This is a genomic window from Kitasatospora sp. NPDC006697 (assembly GCF_042869935.1).
Lineage (GTDB): Bacteria > Actinomycetota > Actinomycetes > Streptomycetales > Streptomycetaceae > Kitasatospora.
The window spans coordinates 300,050-317,581 of sequence record NZ_JBIAGU010000002.1; the positions used below are offsets into that span (position 1 = coordinate 300,050).

A 17,532-nucleotide genomic window follows, 5' to 3' on the forward strand; every position below is an offset into this window, starting at 1 on the left:
CGGCGAACTACTTCGGCGAACGGGGGGACGACCTGCGAGCCGGGGCGCCGGCACGGGCACAGGAGGTACACCCGCGATCCTATCCTTTGCCACAAGCGGCTCCGGGGCGGCGATCCGCCCGTGCACGGGCCGGGACTGGGAAGCTGGCACCCATGGGATTCCTCACCAGGCTGCCGCTGATCGGACCGGTCGTGCTGGCGGTGCTGCGCAGCCGTCCGTACCGGGTCTACCAGCACTTCACGGACGCCAAGGGCAACCGGCTGGCGGGAGCCGTCACCTTCTTCGGCTTCCTGGCGCTCTTCCCGCTGTTGACGGTGGCTCTGGCCATCGCGGTCTCGGCGCTGACCCCGGGCCGGGTGGACTCGCTCAAGCACCGGATCGCCGACCAGGTGCCCGGCCTGGCCGGCTCGCTCGGGCTGGACTCGCTGATCGCCAACGCCGCCACCGTCGGGCTGATCAGCGGGCTGCTGCTGGTCGTCTCCGGGCTCGGCTGGGTGGACACCATGCGCTCCTCGATCCGGGACATCTGGCAGCTGCCGGACGAGGACGGAAACGTCTTCAAGACCAAGGCCTGGGACTGCGTGGTGCTGGCCGGGCTGGGGCTGGTCTCGGTCCTCTCACTGGCCGCCTCGGCGACCGCCACCCGGCTGACCGGGCGGCTGGCCGACGCGCTCGGGCTGGCCGACCGGGGGCCGGGCCACTACCTGCTGGCGGCGGCCGGCTTCGTCATCGCGGTCGGCGCCGACCTGCTGCTCTTCCTCTACCTGCTCGGCCCGTTCCCGCGGATCCGGCACGAGCGGCGGCGGGACCTGCTGACCGCCGCGCTGATCGGGGCGGTCGGCTTCGAGCTGCTGAAGGTGCTGCTCTCCTCCTACCTGGGTACGGTGGCCGGGCGGAGCCTGTACGGCGCGTTCGGGGTGCCGGTGGCGCTGCTGCTCTGGATCAACTTCGTCTGCCGGCTGCTGATGTTCTGCGTCTCCTGGACGGCGGTGGCCGACCCGTCGGCCGCGGCGGCCCGGGCTCGGGCCGCCGCGGAGGCCGCCTACCGGGCGGCCGGCGAGCTGGAGGACGGGCCGCGCCCGCCGGCCTGACGGCGGATCAGCGGCGGCGGACCGCGGTGGCGCCGCCGCCCGGGTGCTCGCCGGGGGCGGTGGCCGGGCCGTCCGCCGGGCCGGCCGCGGCGGGCCGGCGCGGACCGGTCCGCAGGGCCAGGGCGCGGGCGCCCTCGCGGCGGCGCCGGTTCAGCAGCCAGCCGGCCGCGGCCGCGCAGAGCGTCACGGTGCCGAGCACCGCCCAGCCCTCCGGACCGAAGACCCGGGCGCCGTGCCGCGGCAGCCGGCCGGCCACCGGGCGCCCGGCGGGCTCGGCCCCGGCGGCCTGGGCGGCCTGAGCGGGGGAGGCGGACGCGGCCGGGGCGGCCTGCGGGGCGGCGGCCCCGGCGGGCGGGCTCTCCGGGGTCCGGGCGACCAAGGTGCCGACCGGGTGGGCCCCGGCGCCCGCAGCGAAGCCCCAGTCGAGCAGGGCGGCCGTCTCGTCGTAGACCTTCATGTAGGTCTCCGGGTGCATCACCGCGACCAGCAGGGTCCGCCCGTCGCGCTGGGCGGCGCCGACGAAGGTGGAGCCGGCGTTGGTGGTGTAGCCGTTCTTGACCCCGATCAGGCCCGGGTACTTGCCGAGCAGCCGGTCGGTGTTCTGGATGCCGAAGGTGCCGCGCCGCCCGGTCGTCCGGTCCACGGCACCGGGGAACTGGGCGTCCTTGGTGGCGCAGTAGGAGCGGAAGTCGGGGTCGCGCAGGCCCTCGCGGGCGAAGAGCGTGAGGTCGTAGGCGGAGGTGAGCTGGCCGTCCTCGTCGTAGCCGTCCGGCGAGACCACGTGGGTGTCGGCGGCGCCGAGCAGCCGGGCCTCCTCGTTCATCTGGCGCACCGTCTCGTCCACGCCGCCGTTCATGTGCGCCAGCACGTGCACCGCGTCGTTGCCGGAGCTGAGGAAGACCCCGCGCCAGAGGTCCTCGACCTTGTAGTCCAGGTCCTCCTTGATCCCGACCAGGCTGCTGCCCGCCCCGAGTCCCGCCAGCTCCTCCGGAGCCACCCGGTGCACGGTGTCCCGGCCGAACTTGGGCAGCACGGTGTCGGCGAAGAGCATCTTCAGGGTGCTGGCCGGGGGCAGCCGCAGGTGCGGCTGGTAGGCCGCCAGCACGTCGCCGCTGTCGGCGTCGGCCACCAGCCAGGACATCCCGGTCAGGCCGTCGGGCAGCTTGGGCGCGCCCGGGGCCAGTGAGACCTGTACGCCCGTCAGCCCCAGCCGCTCGCCGCCGACCGCGGCCGGCGGCGGCACCGGATCGGCGGCCGCGGCACCGGCCGGAGCGGCGAGCAGCAGGATTCCGCCCAGCGCCACTGCGAATCGGGTTGTACGACTCATCGGGTGATCATTCGAATACACACGGTGTCCATACCCGGTCCAACGCCCGCCGCCCCGCCGCGCCGCCAGCATCCCCCGCACGGGGACCCCCGACTGGGCCGAACGGCCGCCCGCCCATACTGGGTGCCATGAAGCTCAGCCGCCGCACCTCCTGGTTCCTCGTCGCCTTCGGGGTCTGGTCCGTGATCATCTGGACCACCTTCGTCAAGAACCTCTGGGCCGACTCCGCCCACCAGGCCTTCACCAACGGCGACCACTCGCACCCCACCGCCTTCTTCTGGATCCACCTCGCCCTCGCCGTCACCTCCTTCGTGCTCGGCGTCCTGGTCGGCCTGGTGGGGGTGCGCGGCCTGCGGGCCCGGGAGCAGTAGGGGACCAACGCCTGAGGGCCCGTCCGGTGGGTACCGGACGGGCCCTCAGGCGTTGGCTTCGATCAGAAGCGGCGCGTCACCAGGGCGCGCTTGACTTCCTGGATCGCCTTGGTGACCTCGATGCCGCGGGGGCAGGCCTCCGAGCAGTTGAAGGTGGTGCGGCAGCGCCACACGCCCTCGCGGTCGTTCAGGATCTCCAGGCGCTGCTCGGCGCCCTCGTCACGCGAGTCGAAGATGAAGCGGTGCGCGTTGACGATGGCGGCCGGGCCGAAGTACTGGCCGTCGTTCCAGAAGACCGGGCAGGACGAGGTGCACGCGGCGCACAGGATGCACTTGGTGGTGTCGTCGAAGCGCTCGCGGTCCTCGGCGGACTGCAGGCGCTCGCGGGTCGGCTCGTTCCCCTTGGTGATGAGGAACGGCATGACGTCCTTGTAGGCCTGGAAGAACGGGTCCATGTCGACCACCAGGTCCTTGAGGACCGTGAGGCCCTTGATGGCCTCGATGGTGATCGGCTGCTCCGGGTTCACGTCCTTGAGCAGGGTCTTGCAGGCGAGCCGGTTGCGGCCGTTGATCCGCATGGCGTCCGAGCCGCAGATGCCGTGCGCGCAGGAGCGGCGGTAGGTCAGGGTGCCGTCCTGCTCCCACTTGACCTTGTTGAGCGCGTCCAGGACGCGCTCCTTCGGGTCCATCAGGAGCTGGTAGTCGACCCAGACCGGGTCCGGGTGCTCCTCCGGGTTGAACCGGCGGATCCGCAGGGTCACGGTGACCAGCTGGGTGGCACCGGACTCGGCCGCGTCCAGCGCCGCCGAGTGCGGGGCGTCGATCGTGGGGGCGCTCATCAGTACTTACGCTCCATCGGCTGGTAGCGGGTCGTGACGACCGGCTTGTAGTCGAGGCGGATCGAGGTGGTGCCGTCGGCGGCAACCTCCTGGTACGCCATGGTGTGCTGCATGAACTTCACGTCGTCACGGGTCGGGAAGTCCTCGCGGAAGTGGCCGCCGCGCGACTCCTCGCGGGCCAGCGCGGAGACGACCAGCACCTCGGCCAGGTCGAGCAGGTTGCCCAGCTCCACCGCCTCGAGCAGGTCGGTGTTGTAGCGGAAGCCCTTGTCCTGGATCGCCACGTGCTTGTAGCGCTCGCGCAGCGCCGCGATGTCCTCGGCGGCCTGCTTCAGGGTGGCGCCGGTGCGGTAGACCATGGCGTTGACGTCCATGGTCTCCTGCAGCTCCTTGCGGATCTGCGCGACCGACTCGGTGCCGGTGGACTCGCGCAGGCCGTCGACCAGCGCCTGCACCTTCTCCGCCGGGTTGGCCGGCAGCGGCACGTACTCGTTGCCGTTGGCGTAGTCCGCGGCGGCGATGCCCGCGCGGCGGCCGAACACGTTGATGTCCAGCAGCGAGTTGGTGCCCAGGCGGTTGGCGCCGTGCACCGAGACGCAGGCGACCTCGCCGGCCGCGTACAGGCCGGGGACGACGTCGGTGTTGTTGCTCAGCACCTCGCCCTCGACGTTGGTCGGGATGCCGCCCATGGCGTAGTGCGCGGTCGGCTGGATCGGGATCGGGTCCGTGTAGGGCTCGATGCCGAGGTAGGTGCGCGCGAACTCGGTGATGTCCGGCAGCTTGGCGTCCAGCTGCTCCGGCGGGAGGTGGGTCAGGTCCAGGTAGACGTGGTCGCCCTCCGGACCGCAGCCGCGGCCTTCGCGGATCTCGGTGTAGATCGCGCGGGAGCAGACGTCACGGGACGCGAGGTCCTTCATGACCGGGGCGTAGCGCTCCATGAAACGCTCGCCGTCCTTGTTGCGCAGGATGCCGCCCTCGCCGCGGGCGCCCTCGGTGAGCAGGATGCCCATGCGCCAGATGCCGGTCGGGTGGAACTGGAAGAACTCCATGTCCTCCAGCGGCAGGCCGCGGCGGTAGACCAGCGCCTGGCCGTCACCGGTGAGGGTATGGGCGTTGGAGGTGACCTTGTAGAACTTGCCGGTGCCGCCGGAGGCGAAGACCACCGACTTGGCCTGGAAGACGTGGATCTCACCGGTGGCCAGCTCGTAGGCCACGACGCCCGCGGTCCGGCCCTCGTTGAGCAGCAGGTCCAGGACGTAGAACTCGTTGAAGAACTCCACGCCCTCCTTGACGCAGTTCTGGAACAGCGTCTGGAGGATCATGTGGCCGGTGCGGTCGGCCGCGTAGCAGGAGCGGCGGACGGCGGCCTCGCCGTGGTTGCGGGTGTGACCGCCGAACCGGCGCTGGTCGATCCGGCCGGCCTCGGTGCGGGAGAAGGGCAGGCCCATCTTCTCCAGGTCGAGGACCGCGTCGATGGCCTCCTTGCACATGATCTCGGCGGCATCCTGGTCGACCAGGTAGTCACCGCCCTTGACCGTGTCGAAGGTGTGCCACTCCCAGTTGTCCTCCTCGACGTTGGCGAGGGCGGCGCACATGCCGCCCTGGGCCGCGCCGGTGTGGGACCGGGTCGGGTACAGCTTGGTGAGCACCGCGGTGCGGGTGCGCTTGGTCGACTCGATGGCCGCGCGCATGCCGGCGCCGCCGGCGCCGACGATGACGGTGTCGTACTGGTGAATCTGCATGAGAGTTGACTCGCCTCTGGTCCTGCGCCGATTAGATGTTCGGGTCGAAGGTGAAGATCACCAGGGTGCCCAGCAGGACCGTGAAGACGGTCGCGGCACCCATCAGGGTCTTCAGCCAGAGCCGGGTGGAGTCCTTCTCCGCGTAGTCGTTGATGACCGTGCGCATGCCGTTGGCACCGTGCAGCATGGCCAGCCAGAGCATCAGCAGGTCCCAGCCCTGCCAGAGCGGAGAGGCCCAGCGGCCGGCGACGAAGGCGAAGTTCACCTTCGAGACGCCGCCGTCGAGCAGCAGCATGATGGTCAGGTGGCCCAGGATCAGGACCACCAGCACCACGCCGGACAGGCGCATGAAGAGCCAGGCGAGCATCTCGAAGTTGGTCCGGGTGCGGCGCGGGGTCCTCTTGGTGCGCACCCGAGGCGGCTCGATCACGAACGCGTCGGCCGGGTTCCCGGTGCCGAGGCCCTTGCCGGTGTGGGCCTGGGAGGAGGAGACCAGCTCCAGGTCGGTGGTGTCAGTCGACATGCCGGATCACTTCCCGAACCAGGTGAGCAGGGTGTGCTGCAGGATGCCCCAGAACGCGCCGGCCATCAGGACCACCCAGACGCCGACGACGCTCCACAGCATCTGCTTCTGGTACTTGGGGCCCTTGGACCAGAAGTCCACCGCGATGACCCGCAAGCCGTTCAGCGCGTGGAACAGGATGGCGGCGGTGAGGCCGTACTCCATCAGGTTCACCAGCGGGGTCTTGTAGGTCTTGATGACCGAGTCGTACGCCTGAGGCGAGACCCGGACGAGTGCGGTGTCCAACACGTGGACGAGCAGGAAGAAGAAGATGAGGACGCCAGTGACTCGATGAGCCACCCAGGACCACATGCCTTCGCGGCCGCGGTACAGCGTTCCAGCCGGCACGGGAAACCCTCCGGAAGCGGTTGAAGGGCTCGGCCGGCTTCGGTGTCGGTCAGCCCGGCCGGGTATGGTCCACCGGCCGCGGTCATCCTATCGACGCGTCTGAGGGAACCGCCTCCGGGGGGTTTGAGTGTGATCAATCAGGCACGGGCGGGCTAATCACGGCCCTTCGGGTGACGCAGGGTCACCAGAGCCCTGGGATAGCGTGACGGCTCCCCGTCGTCCGTCCCCGCGAGGCCGCCATGCCGTTCCGTCCCCGCCCCTTTCCGACGGCCCTGCCGGTGCTGGCCCTCGCGCTGCTGCTGGCCGGCTGCGCCACGGTGCGGCCCGGGCCCGGCAGCACCGACCTGGCCGGCGCCGGGCGGGTGCTGGACGCGGCCGCGCTGCGGGGGGCCGCGGTGACGGCGGGCGACCTGGGCGGCGGATACACCGTCAGCCTGCTGCCGGCCGGTCAGGGCGGGCCGCCGGCGGGGGCGGTGCAGCGCCGGGTCTCCGACGTGCCGGCCTGCCAGCCGGTGCTGGACGCGATCGGGCCGGCCGATCCGGCGGCGGCCCGGTGGCCGAGGCGGACCTGACGGTGGCCCGGACGGCGGCCCCGCGCACCCCGCTCTACCTGGGGCTGCTGGCCTACCCGGCCGGGCGGGCCGCGGCGCTGGGGACGGAGCTGGACCGGGTGCTGGCGCAGTGCACCTCGTTCACCTCCACGGTGCCGGGCACCCCGGGGCGGACCCGGCACCAGCTGAGCCGGGAGCCGCTGCCGAGCGGCGACACGCCCACGGACGGAGGAGCCGATTCGCTGACCGGATTCACCCTGCTGAGTGGTGACGGCGCCACCGCGCTCGCCCAGCGGGCCGAAGTGGCCCGGGTCGGCACGGTGCTGGCGGTGCTCTCCACGGTCGGGACGGCGAAGGAGCCGGCCGCCGGGCCGGACCCGGCGGTGCTCACGGCGCAGGCCCGTCGGCTGCGGGCGGCCCAGGGCTGAGGCACTGGGCCGCTGGACCGCCGGCAGCCGGCGGGGTCAGGAGCTGCTGCTCGCCACCAGGTGCTCCAGGCGGTTGAGCGCGATCCGGCGCAGCTCCTCGGCGGCCACCAGGCGCTCCTCGTCCGGCTCGTTGGTGAGCCGGGTGCGGATCGAGCTGAGCACGGTGTCCAGCATCTCCTCGGGCTCCACGCCGAACAGGCTGACCACGAAGACGTGGCCGAACCTGGCCTCGTAGGCCGCGTGCGCGGCCCGCAGCGCGGTGTGCGCGGCCTGGCTGCCCGGGGCCCGCATGCCGAGCAGCGGCTGCGGCATCCAGCTCTCGTCGGCCAGCGCCTCGGCCAGGTCGCTGGGGCGCAGGTCGTAGGAGGCCTCGCTCGCCGCGGCGAGCAGGGACTCCAGGTCGGGGTAGGGGCGGTGGGCGGTCAGTCGCAGTGCCCAGCGGTGGCTGCCGCAACAGGCGAGCAGGGCCTCCTCGGCGGCACCTGGATCGGCCTCGTTGAAACGGTGCAGGCCGACCGCCGGGAGGGCGGCATCGGTCGGACGGGGTGCGGGGATACCGACATGATCATGAGGATGGTCAGTCGGGATGTCGCTGGCCAGCGGGTCCTCCTCAGGAGGGCGGAAGTAGCGTGAGGGTGAACGGTGAGGTCGTAACCAGCATGGATCACGGCGTGGCGCGGACGGGGTCACCCACGCGGGGCCGTGCTCCTCCCGGGCAGCGGCACCACGGTAGTTGAGCGCTCATCAGTTGGGGAGAGCGCTGGCCGAATTCACCCTGACGAGCTATCAAGTTGTGACCACTGGGCGACCGGGTCATGAACGGGACCGGCCAGGACTACTCCGGATCCGAACCGGCTCAGGCGGGGCAGCTGGTCCCCTGGGGCGGCAGCGTGCCGCTGACCAGGTAGGCGTCGATCGCCGCGGTGGTGCAGGCGTTGCCGCTGCCGAACGCGGCGTGCCCCTCGCCCTGGCGGGTCAGCAGCACCCCGTCGGCCAGGCCCTTGGCCAGGTTGACGGCCTGCTGGTAGGGGGTGGCCGGGTCGTCGGTGGTGCCGACCACCAGGATCGGCGCGCTGCCCTCGGCCCGGACCGTGTGTGGGCGCTCGGGGGTCTGGAACGGCCAGTCGGCGCAGGCCGGTTGGGCCAGGTCCTCGGCGGTGGTGTCGCGGTTGAGCAGCCCGGCCGCGGTCTTCAGGGTGTGCAGCGCCTGTTGCACCTGCTCGGCGGTGGGCGCCGGGCTCGGCGAGTCGGCGCAGCTGATCGCGGTCTGGGCGTCGTCGGAGGCCGTGTAGTGGCCGTTCTGACGGCCGTTGTAGCTGTCGGCGGCGGCCAGCAGCTCGGAGCCGTCGCCCAGCCGCATCGCGCTCGTGAGCGCCTCGCGCAGCTGCGGCCAGGCGGAGGACTGGTCGCCGTACAGGTAGAGCAGGGCGCCGGTCCAGCCGAGTGCGGAGGTCAGCTTGCGGTGGTCCGGGTCGGCGGTGGCCAGCGGGTGGTCGCGCAGCCCGTCCAGGAAGACGGCGGCCCGCTCGGCGGCCGCGGCCGGGTCGGTGCCCAGCGGGCACTGGTCGGCGTGCGCGGTGGCGCAGTCGGCGGCGAAGGCCTCCAGCGACTTCTCGAAGCCGACCTGCTGCTGCACCGCGGCGTCCAGCCGGCCGGCGGCCGGGTCCACCGCGCCGTCCAGCACCAGCCGGCCGGTGTGCTTCGGGAACTGCTCGGCGTAGAGCGCGCCCAGGTAGGTGCCGTAGGAGACGCCCAGGTAGTCGAGCTCGGGCTGGTCGAGCGCCTGGCGCAGCGCCTCCATGTCCCGGGCGGTGTCCCGGGTGCCGACGTGCGGCAGCAGCGGGCCGGCCGCCCGCTCGCAGGCGGCCGCGTAGTCCTTGGCCCGCTGGGCGCGCCGAGCGCTGCGGGCCGCCGGGTCGGCGGGGTCGTCCTGCTGGTCCAGGGCGTCCCGCCGGCCGTCCGTCAGGCAGTGGATCGGGGAGCTGTCGCCGGTGCCGCGCGGGTCGAAGCCGACGATGTCGAAGCGGTCGTGCAGCGGCCCGTCGAAGAGCCTGGTGCCGTCCCGGACCATGGCCACCCCGGACTCGCCCGGGCCGCCCGGGTTGACCACCAGCGAGCCGACCCGCTCCGCCGGGTGCGCGGCCGGCTCGCGGACCAGCGCCAGCTCCAGGCCCGGTCCGTCCGGTCGGCTCCAGTCCAGCGGCACCCGCAGCCTGCCGCACTCCAGGCCGCCGCCGCAGGCGGTCCAGCGGATCGCGTCGGCGGCGCCGCTCGGCGCGGCCGGCCGCGGGCCGCCGCCGGTGCAGCCGGCCAGCAGCAGCGCGGCGGCCAGCACCGGCAGCAGGCGGGAGCTCATGGCCAAGGCCTAGTCCCGGTGGACCTTGTAGTTGGAGGCCTGGGCGCGCGGCCGGACCACCAGCAGGTCGATGTTGACGTGCGAGGGCCGGGTGACCGCCCAGGCGACCGTGTCGGCGATGTCCTCGGAGCTGAGCGGGTGGGCCACGCCCTGGTAGACGGCCGCGGCCTTGGACTCGTCGCCGCGGAAGCGGGTGAGCGCGAAGCCCTCGGACTTCACCATGCCCGGGGCGATCTCGATCACCCGGATCGGCTCGCCGACCAGCTCCAGCCGCAGCGTGGCGGCGATGGTGTGCGCGGCGTGCTTGGCCGCCACGTAGCCGCCGCCGCCCTCGTAGGCGGCCAGCGCGGCGGTTGAGGAGAGGATCAGCACGGTGCCGTCGCCGCTCTCCCGCAGGGCCGGCAGCAGCGCCTGGGTCATGTGCAGCACGCCCAGCACGTTCACCTGGTACATCGCCAGCCAGTCGGCCGGGTCGCCCTGCTCCACCGACTCGGCGCCGAACGCCCCGCCGGCGTTGTTCACCAGCAGGTCGATCCGGTCCAGGGTGCGGGCGAAGGCGTCCACCGCGGGGCGGTCGGTGACGTCCAGGGTGACCGCGGTGGCCGTACCGCCGGCCGCCTCGATCTCCTTGGCCAGCTCCTCGATCCGCTCGGTGCGGCGCGCGGTGAGCAGCACCGAGAAGCCCTCGGCGGCCAGCCGCCTGGCGGTGGCCGCCCCGATCCCGCTGCTCGCGCCGGTGACCACCGCGACCCTCTGCCGCCAGCTCTCCATCTGCCGCCCTCGCCGTCTCGTCGTCGTGCCGTACCGGTCCGCCGCCCATCATCGCAGGCGGCGCGGGAACGCGCGGGGCCCGCGGCCGTTCGGCCGCGGGCCCCGCAACGGGTTGATGACCGCTTACTGCTGGTCGTCACCCTGGCTGTTGTCGTCCTGCGCGGCCGGGTGGCCGTGCAGCTTCAGACCGAGCTCGAAGGACTTGAAGAAGCCGGTGCCCGGGGTGCCGACGCCGGTGGCGGTGTCGTAGCCCTTGGCGGCGGCCAGGCCCTGGTCGGCACCGATCTTGTAGAGCCGGACCTTCAGCACGCCGTTGACGGTGCCCAGGTCGACCACGTTGCCCCGCTTGGTGTGCACGGCGGAGTCGTTGACGTCGTGGAAGGCGCGGGTGCCGGCCCGGTCGTAGAGAGCCGGGTTGGCGAAGCCGACCGGGCGGCCGCCGCGGTCCTGGATCACGTTGGCGATCATCGCCGCGAACTCCGGCGAGGAGACCGAGGTGCCGCCGTAGCCGCCCTCGCTGTAGGCGCCGCCGGCCGGGGTGTAGCCGACCAGGGTGGAGGCCACCAGGTCACCGCTCATCGCGACGTCCGGGGTGGCGCGCAGCGGGGTGGCCGACTGGGTGCCGTCCGCCGCGGTCTTGGCGATCGAGTCCGGCACCACGCCCTGCTGGTACCACGGCTGCTGGACGTCCTTGGAGACACCGCCGCCGCCGCCGAAGTAGAAGAAGCCCGGCAGCGGGTTCCAGGACTTCTGGTCGGCCGAGAGCACCGAGCGCTGGTCGCCCATGGAGACCTCGTGGCCGTAGTCGCCGGCCTTGTTCTTCAGCTCCAGCGCGGTGCCGCCGACGCCGGTGATCCACGGCGAGGCGGACGGCCACTGGGTCTGCGCCTGGTTGGTGTCGGCCTGGCAGTTCACACCGGTCGCGGCGGCGGTCGGCGAGTTGTCGCCGCAGTCGCCGGAGGAGGCCATGAAGGTGATGCCCTCGATCGCGCCCTGCTCGAAGACCTGGTTGTCGGCCGCGATCACGGCCGGGTCGATGTCACCGCTCTTGCCGTGCATGATCTCGCCCCAGGAGTTGGAGACGACATCCGCCAGGTGGTGGTCGACGATGTTGCTCAGCGCGGCGGTCAGGTCCTGGTCGTAGCAGGAGTTGGCGCCGACGTAGACGACGTTGGCGTCCGGCGCGAGGCCGTGCACCATCTCGACGTCCAGCGCCTCCTCGCCCGACCAGTCGCCGCAGTCGCTCTGGTGCTGCCACTGGTCCTTGGTGACGACCTCGGAGTACTGGCCGGGAGCGAACGGCTTGTCACCGTGCAGGGTGGAGAAGTGGTCGGCGTCGGCCTCCATGGTGCCCAGCGCGTAGGCGTCCACGATGGCGACCCGGGCGCCCTTGCCGGTCATGCCGGACTTGGTCACGCCGTAGGCCTGGCGGAGCTGGCCCGGCAGGTACGCGCACGGGGCGAACGGCTCGTTCTTCTCGTAGCCGGCCGGCGCGCCGTAGGCGGTCTTGGAGCCGTAGCCGTCCTCCGAGCAGGTCGGGTCGGTCGGCAGCGTCTTCGGGGTGGTGGCGTTGGCACCGGCGATACCGGTGCCGCCACCGCCGACGCCGCTGTTCGCGCGGGCGCCCTCGGCGGCGGCCTGCGAGATCGCGTGCGAGGAGGCCTTCTGCACCGAGTCGGACAGGCCGGCGACGGCGAGCACGGCACCGGCGACCTGGGCCGGGACCACCGCGTCGCTGGCGGGGGCCTTCAGCACGCCGTCCGCGGTGCGGTAGTTGTGGAACTGCGCGCCGAGCGCCTTGGTCAGCTGGTCGGTGGTGCCGCTGACGTCGAGGTAGTGCGGGGTGCTGGCGCCGATCTTCAGGCCGGCGCCGGTCAGCCAGTCGCTGACGGCCTTGACCTGCTCGGGGCTGGCGCCGAACTTCGCCTGCACCTGGTCGGCCGAGAGGAACTGGCCGTACAGCGGCGAGTTCTGGTCCGAGACGGCCTTGGCGAAGGCGTCCAGGCCGGCCTGGTCCCGGCTGGCGAGGTAGACCCGGGCGGTGGCGGAGGTGCCCGCGGGCACGGCACCGGCGTCGGCCTGGGAGGTCGCCCAGTCCGGGTGCGTGCCCGGCAGCGCCTTGGCGGCGGAGCCGGCGGGGGTGGTGTCGGCGATCGCCGGGGTGGCGATCGCGATGGTTCCCAGAACGAGGGCGGCGGCGGCCGGAGCGGCCACTGCTATCCGGGAGAGCCGGCTGCGGTTGGCTGGCACGTGGGTTCCCCACTCTCACTTGGGTCACCGCGCCCGCGGGGGCGGACGGGTGACGGCGACTCGGCCGCACTTTGTGGGCACCGCCGGACGCGGGCAGGACGGATCGCGCCAGCCGGAGTCGGCGGCTGCCGGTGACCGGTGGTGCGGGGTTTGACTGTGCGGACGTTGTCTATTCGTTCGAACGGTCGAAGCTCAAGACTTCGCCTGAATTTTTTGCCAGCGCATGACCTGACCGACCGGATCTTGATACACGGCGGCCACCCGCCCGTAGCGAGCCGGCCACATGCTGGGTACAGCGCGGCTGACCGGGCGTTACTCCCGAGGGGCCGCCCTCGTTGCACAGGTTCATCGCGGGGGGCGCTCACCGCGAAGGAAGGCGGCTGAAACGTGAGGTCATACCCAACCGCAGGCCGCGTATGCGCCGATTCGGGGAGTGATTCTGCCGAAGTCAGGCCAAACTCCCGCCGGGCCCATACCCTTGTTGAGGTGAACCGTCCTCATACATTGACGCTCCGTTCGCGGGTGTCGGCGCTGGAGGCCGAGCTGGTCGCCTTCCGCCGCGATCTGCACCGCCATCCCGAGCTGGGCCGTCAGGAGTTCCGCACCACTCAAAAGCTGACGGACCGTCTGGTCGCGGCCGGACTGGTCCCCCAGGTGCTGCCCGGCGGCACCGGACTCATCGTCGACCTGGTGCCGCCCGGCACGCCGTCCGGCACCCCGCTGATCGCCTTCCGGGCCGACATCGACGCGCTGCCGATCCCGGACGCCAAGACCGAGGTGCCCTACCGCTCCACCGTCCCGGGGCAGGCCCACGCCTGCGGCCACGACGTGCACACCACCGTGGTGCTGGGCACCGCGCTGGTGCTCGCCGAGGAGCTGCGGGAGGGCCGGCTGACCCGGCCGGTGCGGCTGATCTTCCAGCCCGCCGAGGAGGTGATGCCCGGCGGCGCGCTGGACGTCATCGCGGCCGGCGGGATGGCCGGGGTCGGGCGGATCTTCGCCGTGCACTGCGACCCCAAGGTGCCGGTGGGCCGGATCGGCCTGCGCACCGGGGCGATCACCTCGGCCTGCGACGCCCTGGTGCTCAGTCTGGACGGGCCCGGCGGCCACACCGCCCGCCCGCACCTGACCACCGACCTGGTGACGGCGGTGGCCCGGCTGGCCGCCGACCTGCCGGGGGCGCTGGCCCGCCGGATGGATCCGCGCTGGGGCGTCTCGCTGGTCTGGGGCCGGATCGAGTCCGGCTCGGCGCCGAACGTCATCCCGCAGCACGCCGAGCTGGAGGGCACCGTGCGCTGCCTGGAGCTGGACGGCTGGCGCGAGGCGCCGGACGTGCTGCACGAGCTGATCACCAAGATGGCCGAGATCCACCGCGCCAAGTGGAGCCTGGACTACAAGCGCGGGGTCCCGCCGGTGGTGAACGAGGCGCAGTCGATCATCCAGTTCGATACGGCGATGACACGTCAGTTCGGTGCCCAAGGTGAAGAAGTCGTGGAGAGCACCGAGCAGTCGCTCGGCGGGGAGGACTTCTCCTGGTACCTGGAGCACGCTCCGGGGGCGCTGGCCCGGCTCGGGGTGCGCGGTCCGGAGGAGACCCAGGTCCGCGACCTGCACCAGGGCCGGTTCGATGTGGACGAGCGGTCGATCGGGATCGGGGTGGAGCTGTTCGCCTCGCTGGCGCTGGAGCACGCCGAGCTCTGAGCGGCGCGCGGGGCGGGTGTGACCGGGGGCATGTTCCGGTCGGCCGGGTGGGTCGTGGGAGACTCGGCGGGTGCTTTGCGGTAGCTCTTGCCGCATTGCACACCCCTCGTGCCACGGTTTGATAACAACCCGAATGGCCGGGTGCCCTGTAATACAACCGTGTTCTACGCGCGTTACGGTGGCGTCCAATCACGCCAAGCGGGCGTTGTAGAAGGAGATATTCCCTTGCGCCGTACAGTAAAGCTCGCCGCGGTGGTGCTCTCGGGTTCCCTGGGCATCGCCTCGCTCGCCGCTTGCGGCGCAAAGAGCAACAGCACCTCCTCTTCGACCAGTGGCTCCGGTCTGAAGGTCGGCATGGCGTACGACGTCGGCGGCCGTGGTGACCAGGGCTTCAACGACTCCGCGGCGGCCGGCCTGGACAAGGCCAAGACCGACTTCGGCATCGTCCCCAACGAGGCCGAGGCGAAGACCGGCGAGTCGGACGCCGACAAGCAGCAGCGCCTGGAGAACCTGGTCGCGGGCGGCTTCAACCCGATCATCGCGGTCGGCTTCGTCTACCAGACCGCGGTGGACAACGTCGCCAAGGAGCACCCGAACGTCAAGTTCGCGATCATCGACTCCGACGACCCGAGCCAGCCGTCCAACGTGACCTCGCTGGAGTTCACCGAGCAGCAGAGCTCCTACCTGGCCGGCATCGCGGCCGCGCTGAAGACCAAGACCAAGCAGGTCGGCTTCATCGGCGGTGTGCAGTCCGAGCTGATCAAGAAGTTCGAGGCGGGCTACCGCGCCGGTGTCGAGTCGGTCGACAAGAGCATCAAGGTCGACGTCACCTACCTGACCACCCCGCCGGACTTCTCCGGGTTCAACGACCCGGCCAAGGGCAAGTCCGCCGCCCAGGGCCAGCTGGACAAGGGCGACGACGTGATCTACGCCGCCGCCGGCGCCTCCGGCACCGGTGCGATCCAGGCCGTGGCCGCCAAGCCGGGCGCCTGGGCGATCGGCGTCGACACCGACCAGGCCAAGCAGCCGGCGCTGCAGACCTACTCCAAGTCGATCCTGACCTCCGCGCTGAAGAACGTGAACACCGCGGTGTACTCGTACATCCAGAGCGTCAAGAACGGCTCCCCGGAGACCGGCATCCAGCGCTTCGACCTGAAGTCGGGCGGTGTCGGCCTGGCCACCACCGGCGGCAACATCGACGACATCAAGGCGAAGCTGGACGACGCCACCCAGAAGATCACCTCGGGTGCCACCCAGGTCCCGACCGCTCCGCCGGCCGGCTGAGCCGAGGCCGTACCGCAGTAACCGAGCAGTGCACAGGGGAGGGGCCCGGTGGGTCGCGCGCGAGCGCATCCCGCCGGGCCCTCCCGTCTCTCCGCACCGCCTTCCCCCCGGCGCCCGCCGCGCGCTCCCGCGGCCCGCGCAACCCACCGGCCTCCGTACGGCGCACCGACGCGCCCGCCGAACACCAGGAGATCGCCATCAGCGCTTCCACCCCCTCCCTGAACAAGGGAGGCAACCCCGGCGCGGGGACCGCGGCCGCCGTCGAGCTGCGCGGCATCACCAAGCGCTTCCCGGGTGTCGTGGCCAACCACGACATCAACCTGACCGTGCGCACCGGCACCGTGCACGCCCTGATGGGCGAGAACGGCGCCGGCAAGTCCACCCTGATGAAGATCCTCTACGGCATGCAGAAGCCGGACGAGGGCACCATCGCGATCAACGGCGAGCAGGTCGAGTTCGCCACCCCGGGTGACGCCATCGCGCGCGGGATCGGCATGGTGCACCAGCACTTCATGCTGGCCGACAACCTGACGGTGCTGGAGAACGTGGTGCTGGGCGGCGAGAAGCCGTACGGCATCGGCTCCCGGGCCCGGGCCCGGATCAAGGAGATCTCCGACCAGTACGGCCTGGGCGTCCGCCCGGACGCGCTGGTGGAGGACCTGGGCGTGGCCGACCGGCAGCGGGTGGAGATCCTCAAGGTGCTGTTCCGCGGCGCCCGGATCCTGATCCTGGACGAGCCCACCGCGGTGCTGGTGCCGCAGGAGGTGGAGGCGCTCTTCGCCAACCTGCGCGAGCTCAAGGCCGAGGGCGTCACCGTCATCTTCATCTCGCACAAGCTGCACGAGGTGCTGTCGGTGGCCGACGCCATCTCGGTGATCCGCCGCGGCACCACGGTCGGCGACGCCGACCCCAAGCAGGTGACGGCCCGCCAGCTCGCCGAGCTGATGGTCGGCAGCGAGCTGCCCAGCCCGCAGAGCCGGGAGTCCACCGTCACCGAGACCCGGATGCTCGAGGTCGAGGCCCTGCGGATCGCCAAGCCGGACGCCGAGGGCATCGAGCGGGTGGTGCTGGACGACGTCTCGCTGACCATCCGCAAGGGCGAGATCCTGGGCATCGCCGGGGTCGAGGGCAACGGCCAGGCCGAGCTGGTCGAGGCCATCATGGGCATGCTGCCGCTGGACGCCGGCACCGTGGTGCTGGACGGCCAGGACCTGACGCCCAAGCTGACCCGGGCCCGCCGGGAGGCCGGCATCGGCTACATCCCGGAGGACCGGCACCGGCACGGCCTGCTGCTGGAGGCCCCGCTCTGGGAGAACCGGATCCTGGGCCACGTCACCGAGGCGCCCAACTCCAAGGGCCTGCTGCTGGAGCCGGCCGCGGCCCGCCGCGACACCGAGCGGATCGTCGAGGAGTTCGACGTCCGCACCCCCGGCATCGAGGTCACCGCGGCCTCGCTCTCCGGCGGCAACCAGCAGAAGCTGATCGTCGGCCGGGAGATGAGCCACCGGCCGAAGCTGCTGATCGCCGCCCACCCGACCCGCGGCGTGGACGTCGGCGCCCAGGCGCAGATCTGGGAGCACATCCGGCAGGCCCAGCGCGAGGGGCTGGCGGTGCTGCTGATCTCCGCCGACCTGGACGAGCTGATCGGCCTCTCCGACACCATCCGGGTGATCTACCGCGGCCGCCTGGTGGCGGACGCCGACCCGGCCACCGTGACCGCCGAGGACCTGGGCACCGCGATGACCGGTGCCGCCGCCGGACACCTGGAGTCCGACGAGACCGCGCTCGCCGAGGCGGCCGTGGTCGCCGACGAGGAGCTGGGCCGGCTCGACGTCCCGCTGGAGGACGCCATCGAGGACGCCCTCCCCACCGACACCGCCGGCGACGACGCCGAGGCGGAGGAGTGACCGA

At 72.1% G+C, this 17,532-nt stretch carries 16 protein-coding genes; 7 read left to right on the forward strand and 9 right to left on the reverse strand.

Going from position 1 to position 17,532, the window contains the following annotated elements; all coding sequences use genetic code 11:
- Positions 1-152 precede the first annotated feature (152 nt).
- The gene (locus ACFYNO_RS04475; RefSeq protein WP_388005050.1) at positions 153-1,091 is read left to right on the forward strand and encodes a YihY/virulence factor BrkB family protein; all 939 of its coding nucleotides are present in this window, start codon (positions 153-155) and stop codon (positions 1,089-1,091) included.
- Positions 1,092-1,098: 7 nt separating this feature from the next.
- On the opposite strand, the gene ACFYNO_RS04480 is transcribed toward ACFYNO_RS04475, so the two are convergent.
- Entirely contained in the window at positions 1,099-2,418 is a 1,320-nt protein-coding gene (locus tag ACFYNO_RS04480) for a D-alanyl-D-alanine carboxypeptidase family protein (RefSeq protein WP_388005053.1), read from the reverse strand.
- A gap of 128 nt (positions 2,419-2,546) precedes the next feature.
- Here ACFYNO_RS04480 and ACFYNO_RS04485 point away from each other — a divergent pair, with 128 nt between their 5' ends.
- Positions 2,547-2,789, forward strand: a complete 243-nt coding sequence (locus tag ACFYNO_RS04485; protein ID WP_388005056.1) for an SCO4848 family membrane protein — start codon at positions 2,547-2,549, stop codon at positions 2,787-2,789.
- A gap of 62 nt (positions 2,790-2,851) precedes the next feature.
- Here the strand turns inward: ACFYNO_RS04485 and ACFYNO_RS04490 are convergent, their stop codons facing one another.
- Genes ACFYNO_RS04490 through sdhC form a run of 4 tightly spaced genes read right to left on the reverse strand, consistent with a single transcriptional unit; the run spans position 2,852 to position 6,280 of the window.
- Entirely contained in the window at positions 2,852-3,628 is a 777-nt protein-coding gene (locus ACFYNO_RS04490; protein ID WP_388005059.1) for a succinate dehydrogenase iron-sulfur subunit, read from the reverse strand.
- Entirely contained in the window at positions 3,628-5,370 is a 1,743-nt protein-coding gene (sdhA, locus tag ACFYNO_RS04495) for a succinate dehydrogenase flavoprotein subunit (RefSeq protein WP_388005062.1), read from the reverse strand. The genes ACFYNO_RS04490 and sdhA overlap by 1 nt, the downstream gene beginning before the upstream one ends.
- A 31-nt stretch (positions 5,371-5,401) precedes the next feature.
- A complete protein-coding gene (gene sdhD, locus ACFYNO_RS04500; RefSeq protein WP_388005065.1) occupies positions 5,402-5,893 on the reverse strand; it encodes a succinate dehydrogenase, hydrophobic membrane anchor protein in 492 nt (163 codons plus the stop codon).
- A 6-nt stretch (positions 5,894-5,899) separates the two neighbouring features.
- The gene (gene sdhC, locus ACFYNO_RS04505; RefSeq protein ID WP_388005068.1) at positions 5,900-6,280 is read right to left on the reverse strand and encodes a succinate dehydrogenase, cytochrome b556 subunit; all 381 of its coding nucleotides are present in this window, start codon (positions 6,278-6,280) and stop codon (positions 5,900-5,902) included.
- Between the two features lie 239 nt (positions 6,281-6,519).
- Here sdhC and ACFYNO_RS04510 point away from each other — a divergent pair, with 239 nt between their 5' ends.
- Together ACFYNO_RS04510 and ACFYNO_RS04515 are read left to right on the forward strand one after the other, a co-directional pair.
- Positions 6,520-6,852, forward strand: a complete 333-nt coding sequence (locus ACFYNO_RS04510) for a hypothetical protein (protein ID WP_388005071.1) — start codon at positions 6,520-6,522, stop codon at positions 6,850-6,852.
- Positions 6,834-7,259: a hypothetical protein gene (locus ACFYNO_RS04515; protein ID WP_388005074.1), complete on the forward strand. Its 426-nt coding sequence runs from the start codon at positions 6,834-6,836 to the stop codon at positions 7,257-7,259. The genes ACFYNO_RS04510 and ACFYNO_RS04515 overlap by 19 nt, the downstream gene beginning before the upstream one ends.
- Positions 7,260-7,295: 36 nt before the next feature.
- Here ACFYNO_RS04515 and ACFYNO_RS04520 read toward each other — a convergent pair whose 3' ends face one another.
- The 4 genes from ACFYNO_RS04520 to ACFYNO_RS04535 form a co-directional block, all read right to left on the reverse strand.
- A complete protein-coding gene (locus ACFYNO_RS04520; RefSeq protein ID WP_388005497.1) occupies positions 7,296-7,814 on the reverse strand; it encodes a 2-oxo-4-hydroxy-4-carboxy-5-ureidoimidazoline decarboxylase in 519 nt (172 codons plus the stop codon).
- 301 nt (positions 7,815-8,115) lie between these two features.
- Positions 8,116-9,615 (reverse strand): alpha/beta hydrolase, encoded by a 1,500-nt coding sequence (locus tag ACFYNO_RS04525; protein ID WP_388005077.1) that lies wholly within the window; start codon positions 9,613-9,615, stop codon positions 8,116-8,118.
- A gap of 9 nt (positions 9,616-9,624) precedes the next feature.
- On the reverse strand, positions 9,625-10,386 hold the full coding sequence (locus ACFYNO_RS04530) for an SDR family NAD(P)-dependent oxidoreductase (RefSeq protein WP_388005080.1): 762 nt from the start codon (positions 10,384-10,386) through the stop codon (positions 9,625-9,627).
- A 123-nt stretch (positions 10,387-10,509) separates the two neighbouring features.
- Complete coding sequence (locus tag ACFYNO_RS04535; RefSeq protein WP_388005083.1) at positions 10,510-12,636, reverse strand: protease pro-enzyme activation domain-containing protein; 2,127 nt, start codon at positions 12,634-12,636, stop codon at positions 10,510-10,512.
- A 486-nt stretch (positions 12,637-13,122) separates the two neighbouring features.
- Here ACFYNO_RS04535 and ACFYNO_RS04540 point away from each other — a divergent pair, with 486 nt between their 5' ends.
- The 3 genes from ACFYNO_RS04540 (at position 13,123) to ACFYNO_RS04550 (ending at position 17,528) form a co-directional block, all read left to right on the forward strand.
- Positions 13,123-14,337, forward strand: a complete 1,215-nt coding sequence (locus ACFYNO_RS04540) for an amidohydrolase (protein WP_388005086.1) — start codon at positions 13,123-13,125, stop codon at positions 14,335-14,337.
- A gap of 225 nt (positions 14,338-14,562) precedes the next feature.
- Positions 14,563-15,621: a BMP family protein gene (locus tag ACFYNO_RS04545; RefSeq protein WP_388005089.1), complete on the forward strand. Its 1,059-nt coding sequence runs from the start codon at positions 14,563-14,565 to the stop codon at positions 15,619-15,621.
- A 299-nt stretch (positions 15,622-15,920) separates the two neighbouring features.
- Positions 15,921-17,528: an ABC transporter ATP-binding protein gene (locus tag ACFYNO_RS04550; protein ID WP_388005092.1), complete on the forward strand. Its 1,608-nt coding sequence runs from the start codon at positions 15,921-15,923 to the stop codon at positions 17,526-17,528.
- Positions 17,529-17,532: the final 4 nt, after the last annotated feature.

Coding starts and splice junctions, on each gene's coding strand:
- ACFYNO_RS04480 (WP_388005053.1), bottom strand. CDS start 2,418: ATGAGTCGTACAACCCGATTCGCAGTGGCGCTGGGCGGAATCCTGCTG.
- sdhA (WP_388005062.1), bottom strand. CDS start 5,370: ATGCAGATTCACCAGTACGACACCGTCATCGTCGGCGCCGGCGGCGCC.
- ACFYNO_RS04530 (WP_388005080.1), bottom strand. CDS start 10,386: ATGGAGAGCTGGCGGCAGAGGGTCGCGGTGGTCACCGGCGCGAGCAGC.
- ACFYNO_RS04485 (WP_388005056.1), top strand. CDS start 2,547: ATGAAGCTCAGCCGCCGCACCTCCTGGTTCCTCGTCGCCTTCGGGGTC.
- ACFYNO_RS04510 (WP_388005071.1), top strand. CDS start 6,520: ATGCCGTTCCGTCCCCGCCCCTTTCCGACGGCCCTGCCGGTGCTGGCC.
- sdhD (WP_388005065.1), bottom strand. CDS start 5,893: ATGTCGACTGACACCACCGACCTGGAGCTGGTCTCCTCCTCCCAGGCC.
- ACFYNO_RS04490 (WP_388005059.1), bottom strand. CDS start 3,628: ATGAGCGCCCCCACGATCGACGCCCCGCACTCGGCGGCGCTGGACGCG.
- ACFYNO_RS04475 (WP_388005050.1), top strand. CDS start 153: ATGGGATTCCTCACCAGGCTGCCGCTGATCGGACCGGTCGTGCTGGCG.
- ACFYNO_RS04525 (WP_388005077.1), bottom strand. CDS start 9,615: ATGAGCTCCCGCCTGCTGCCGGTGCTGGCCGCCGCGCTGCTGCTGGCC.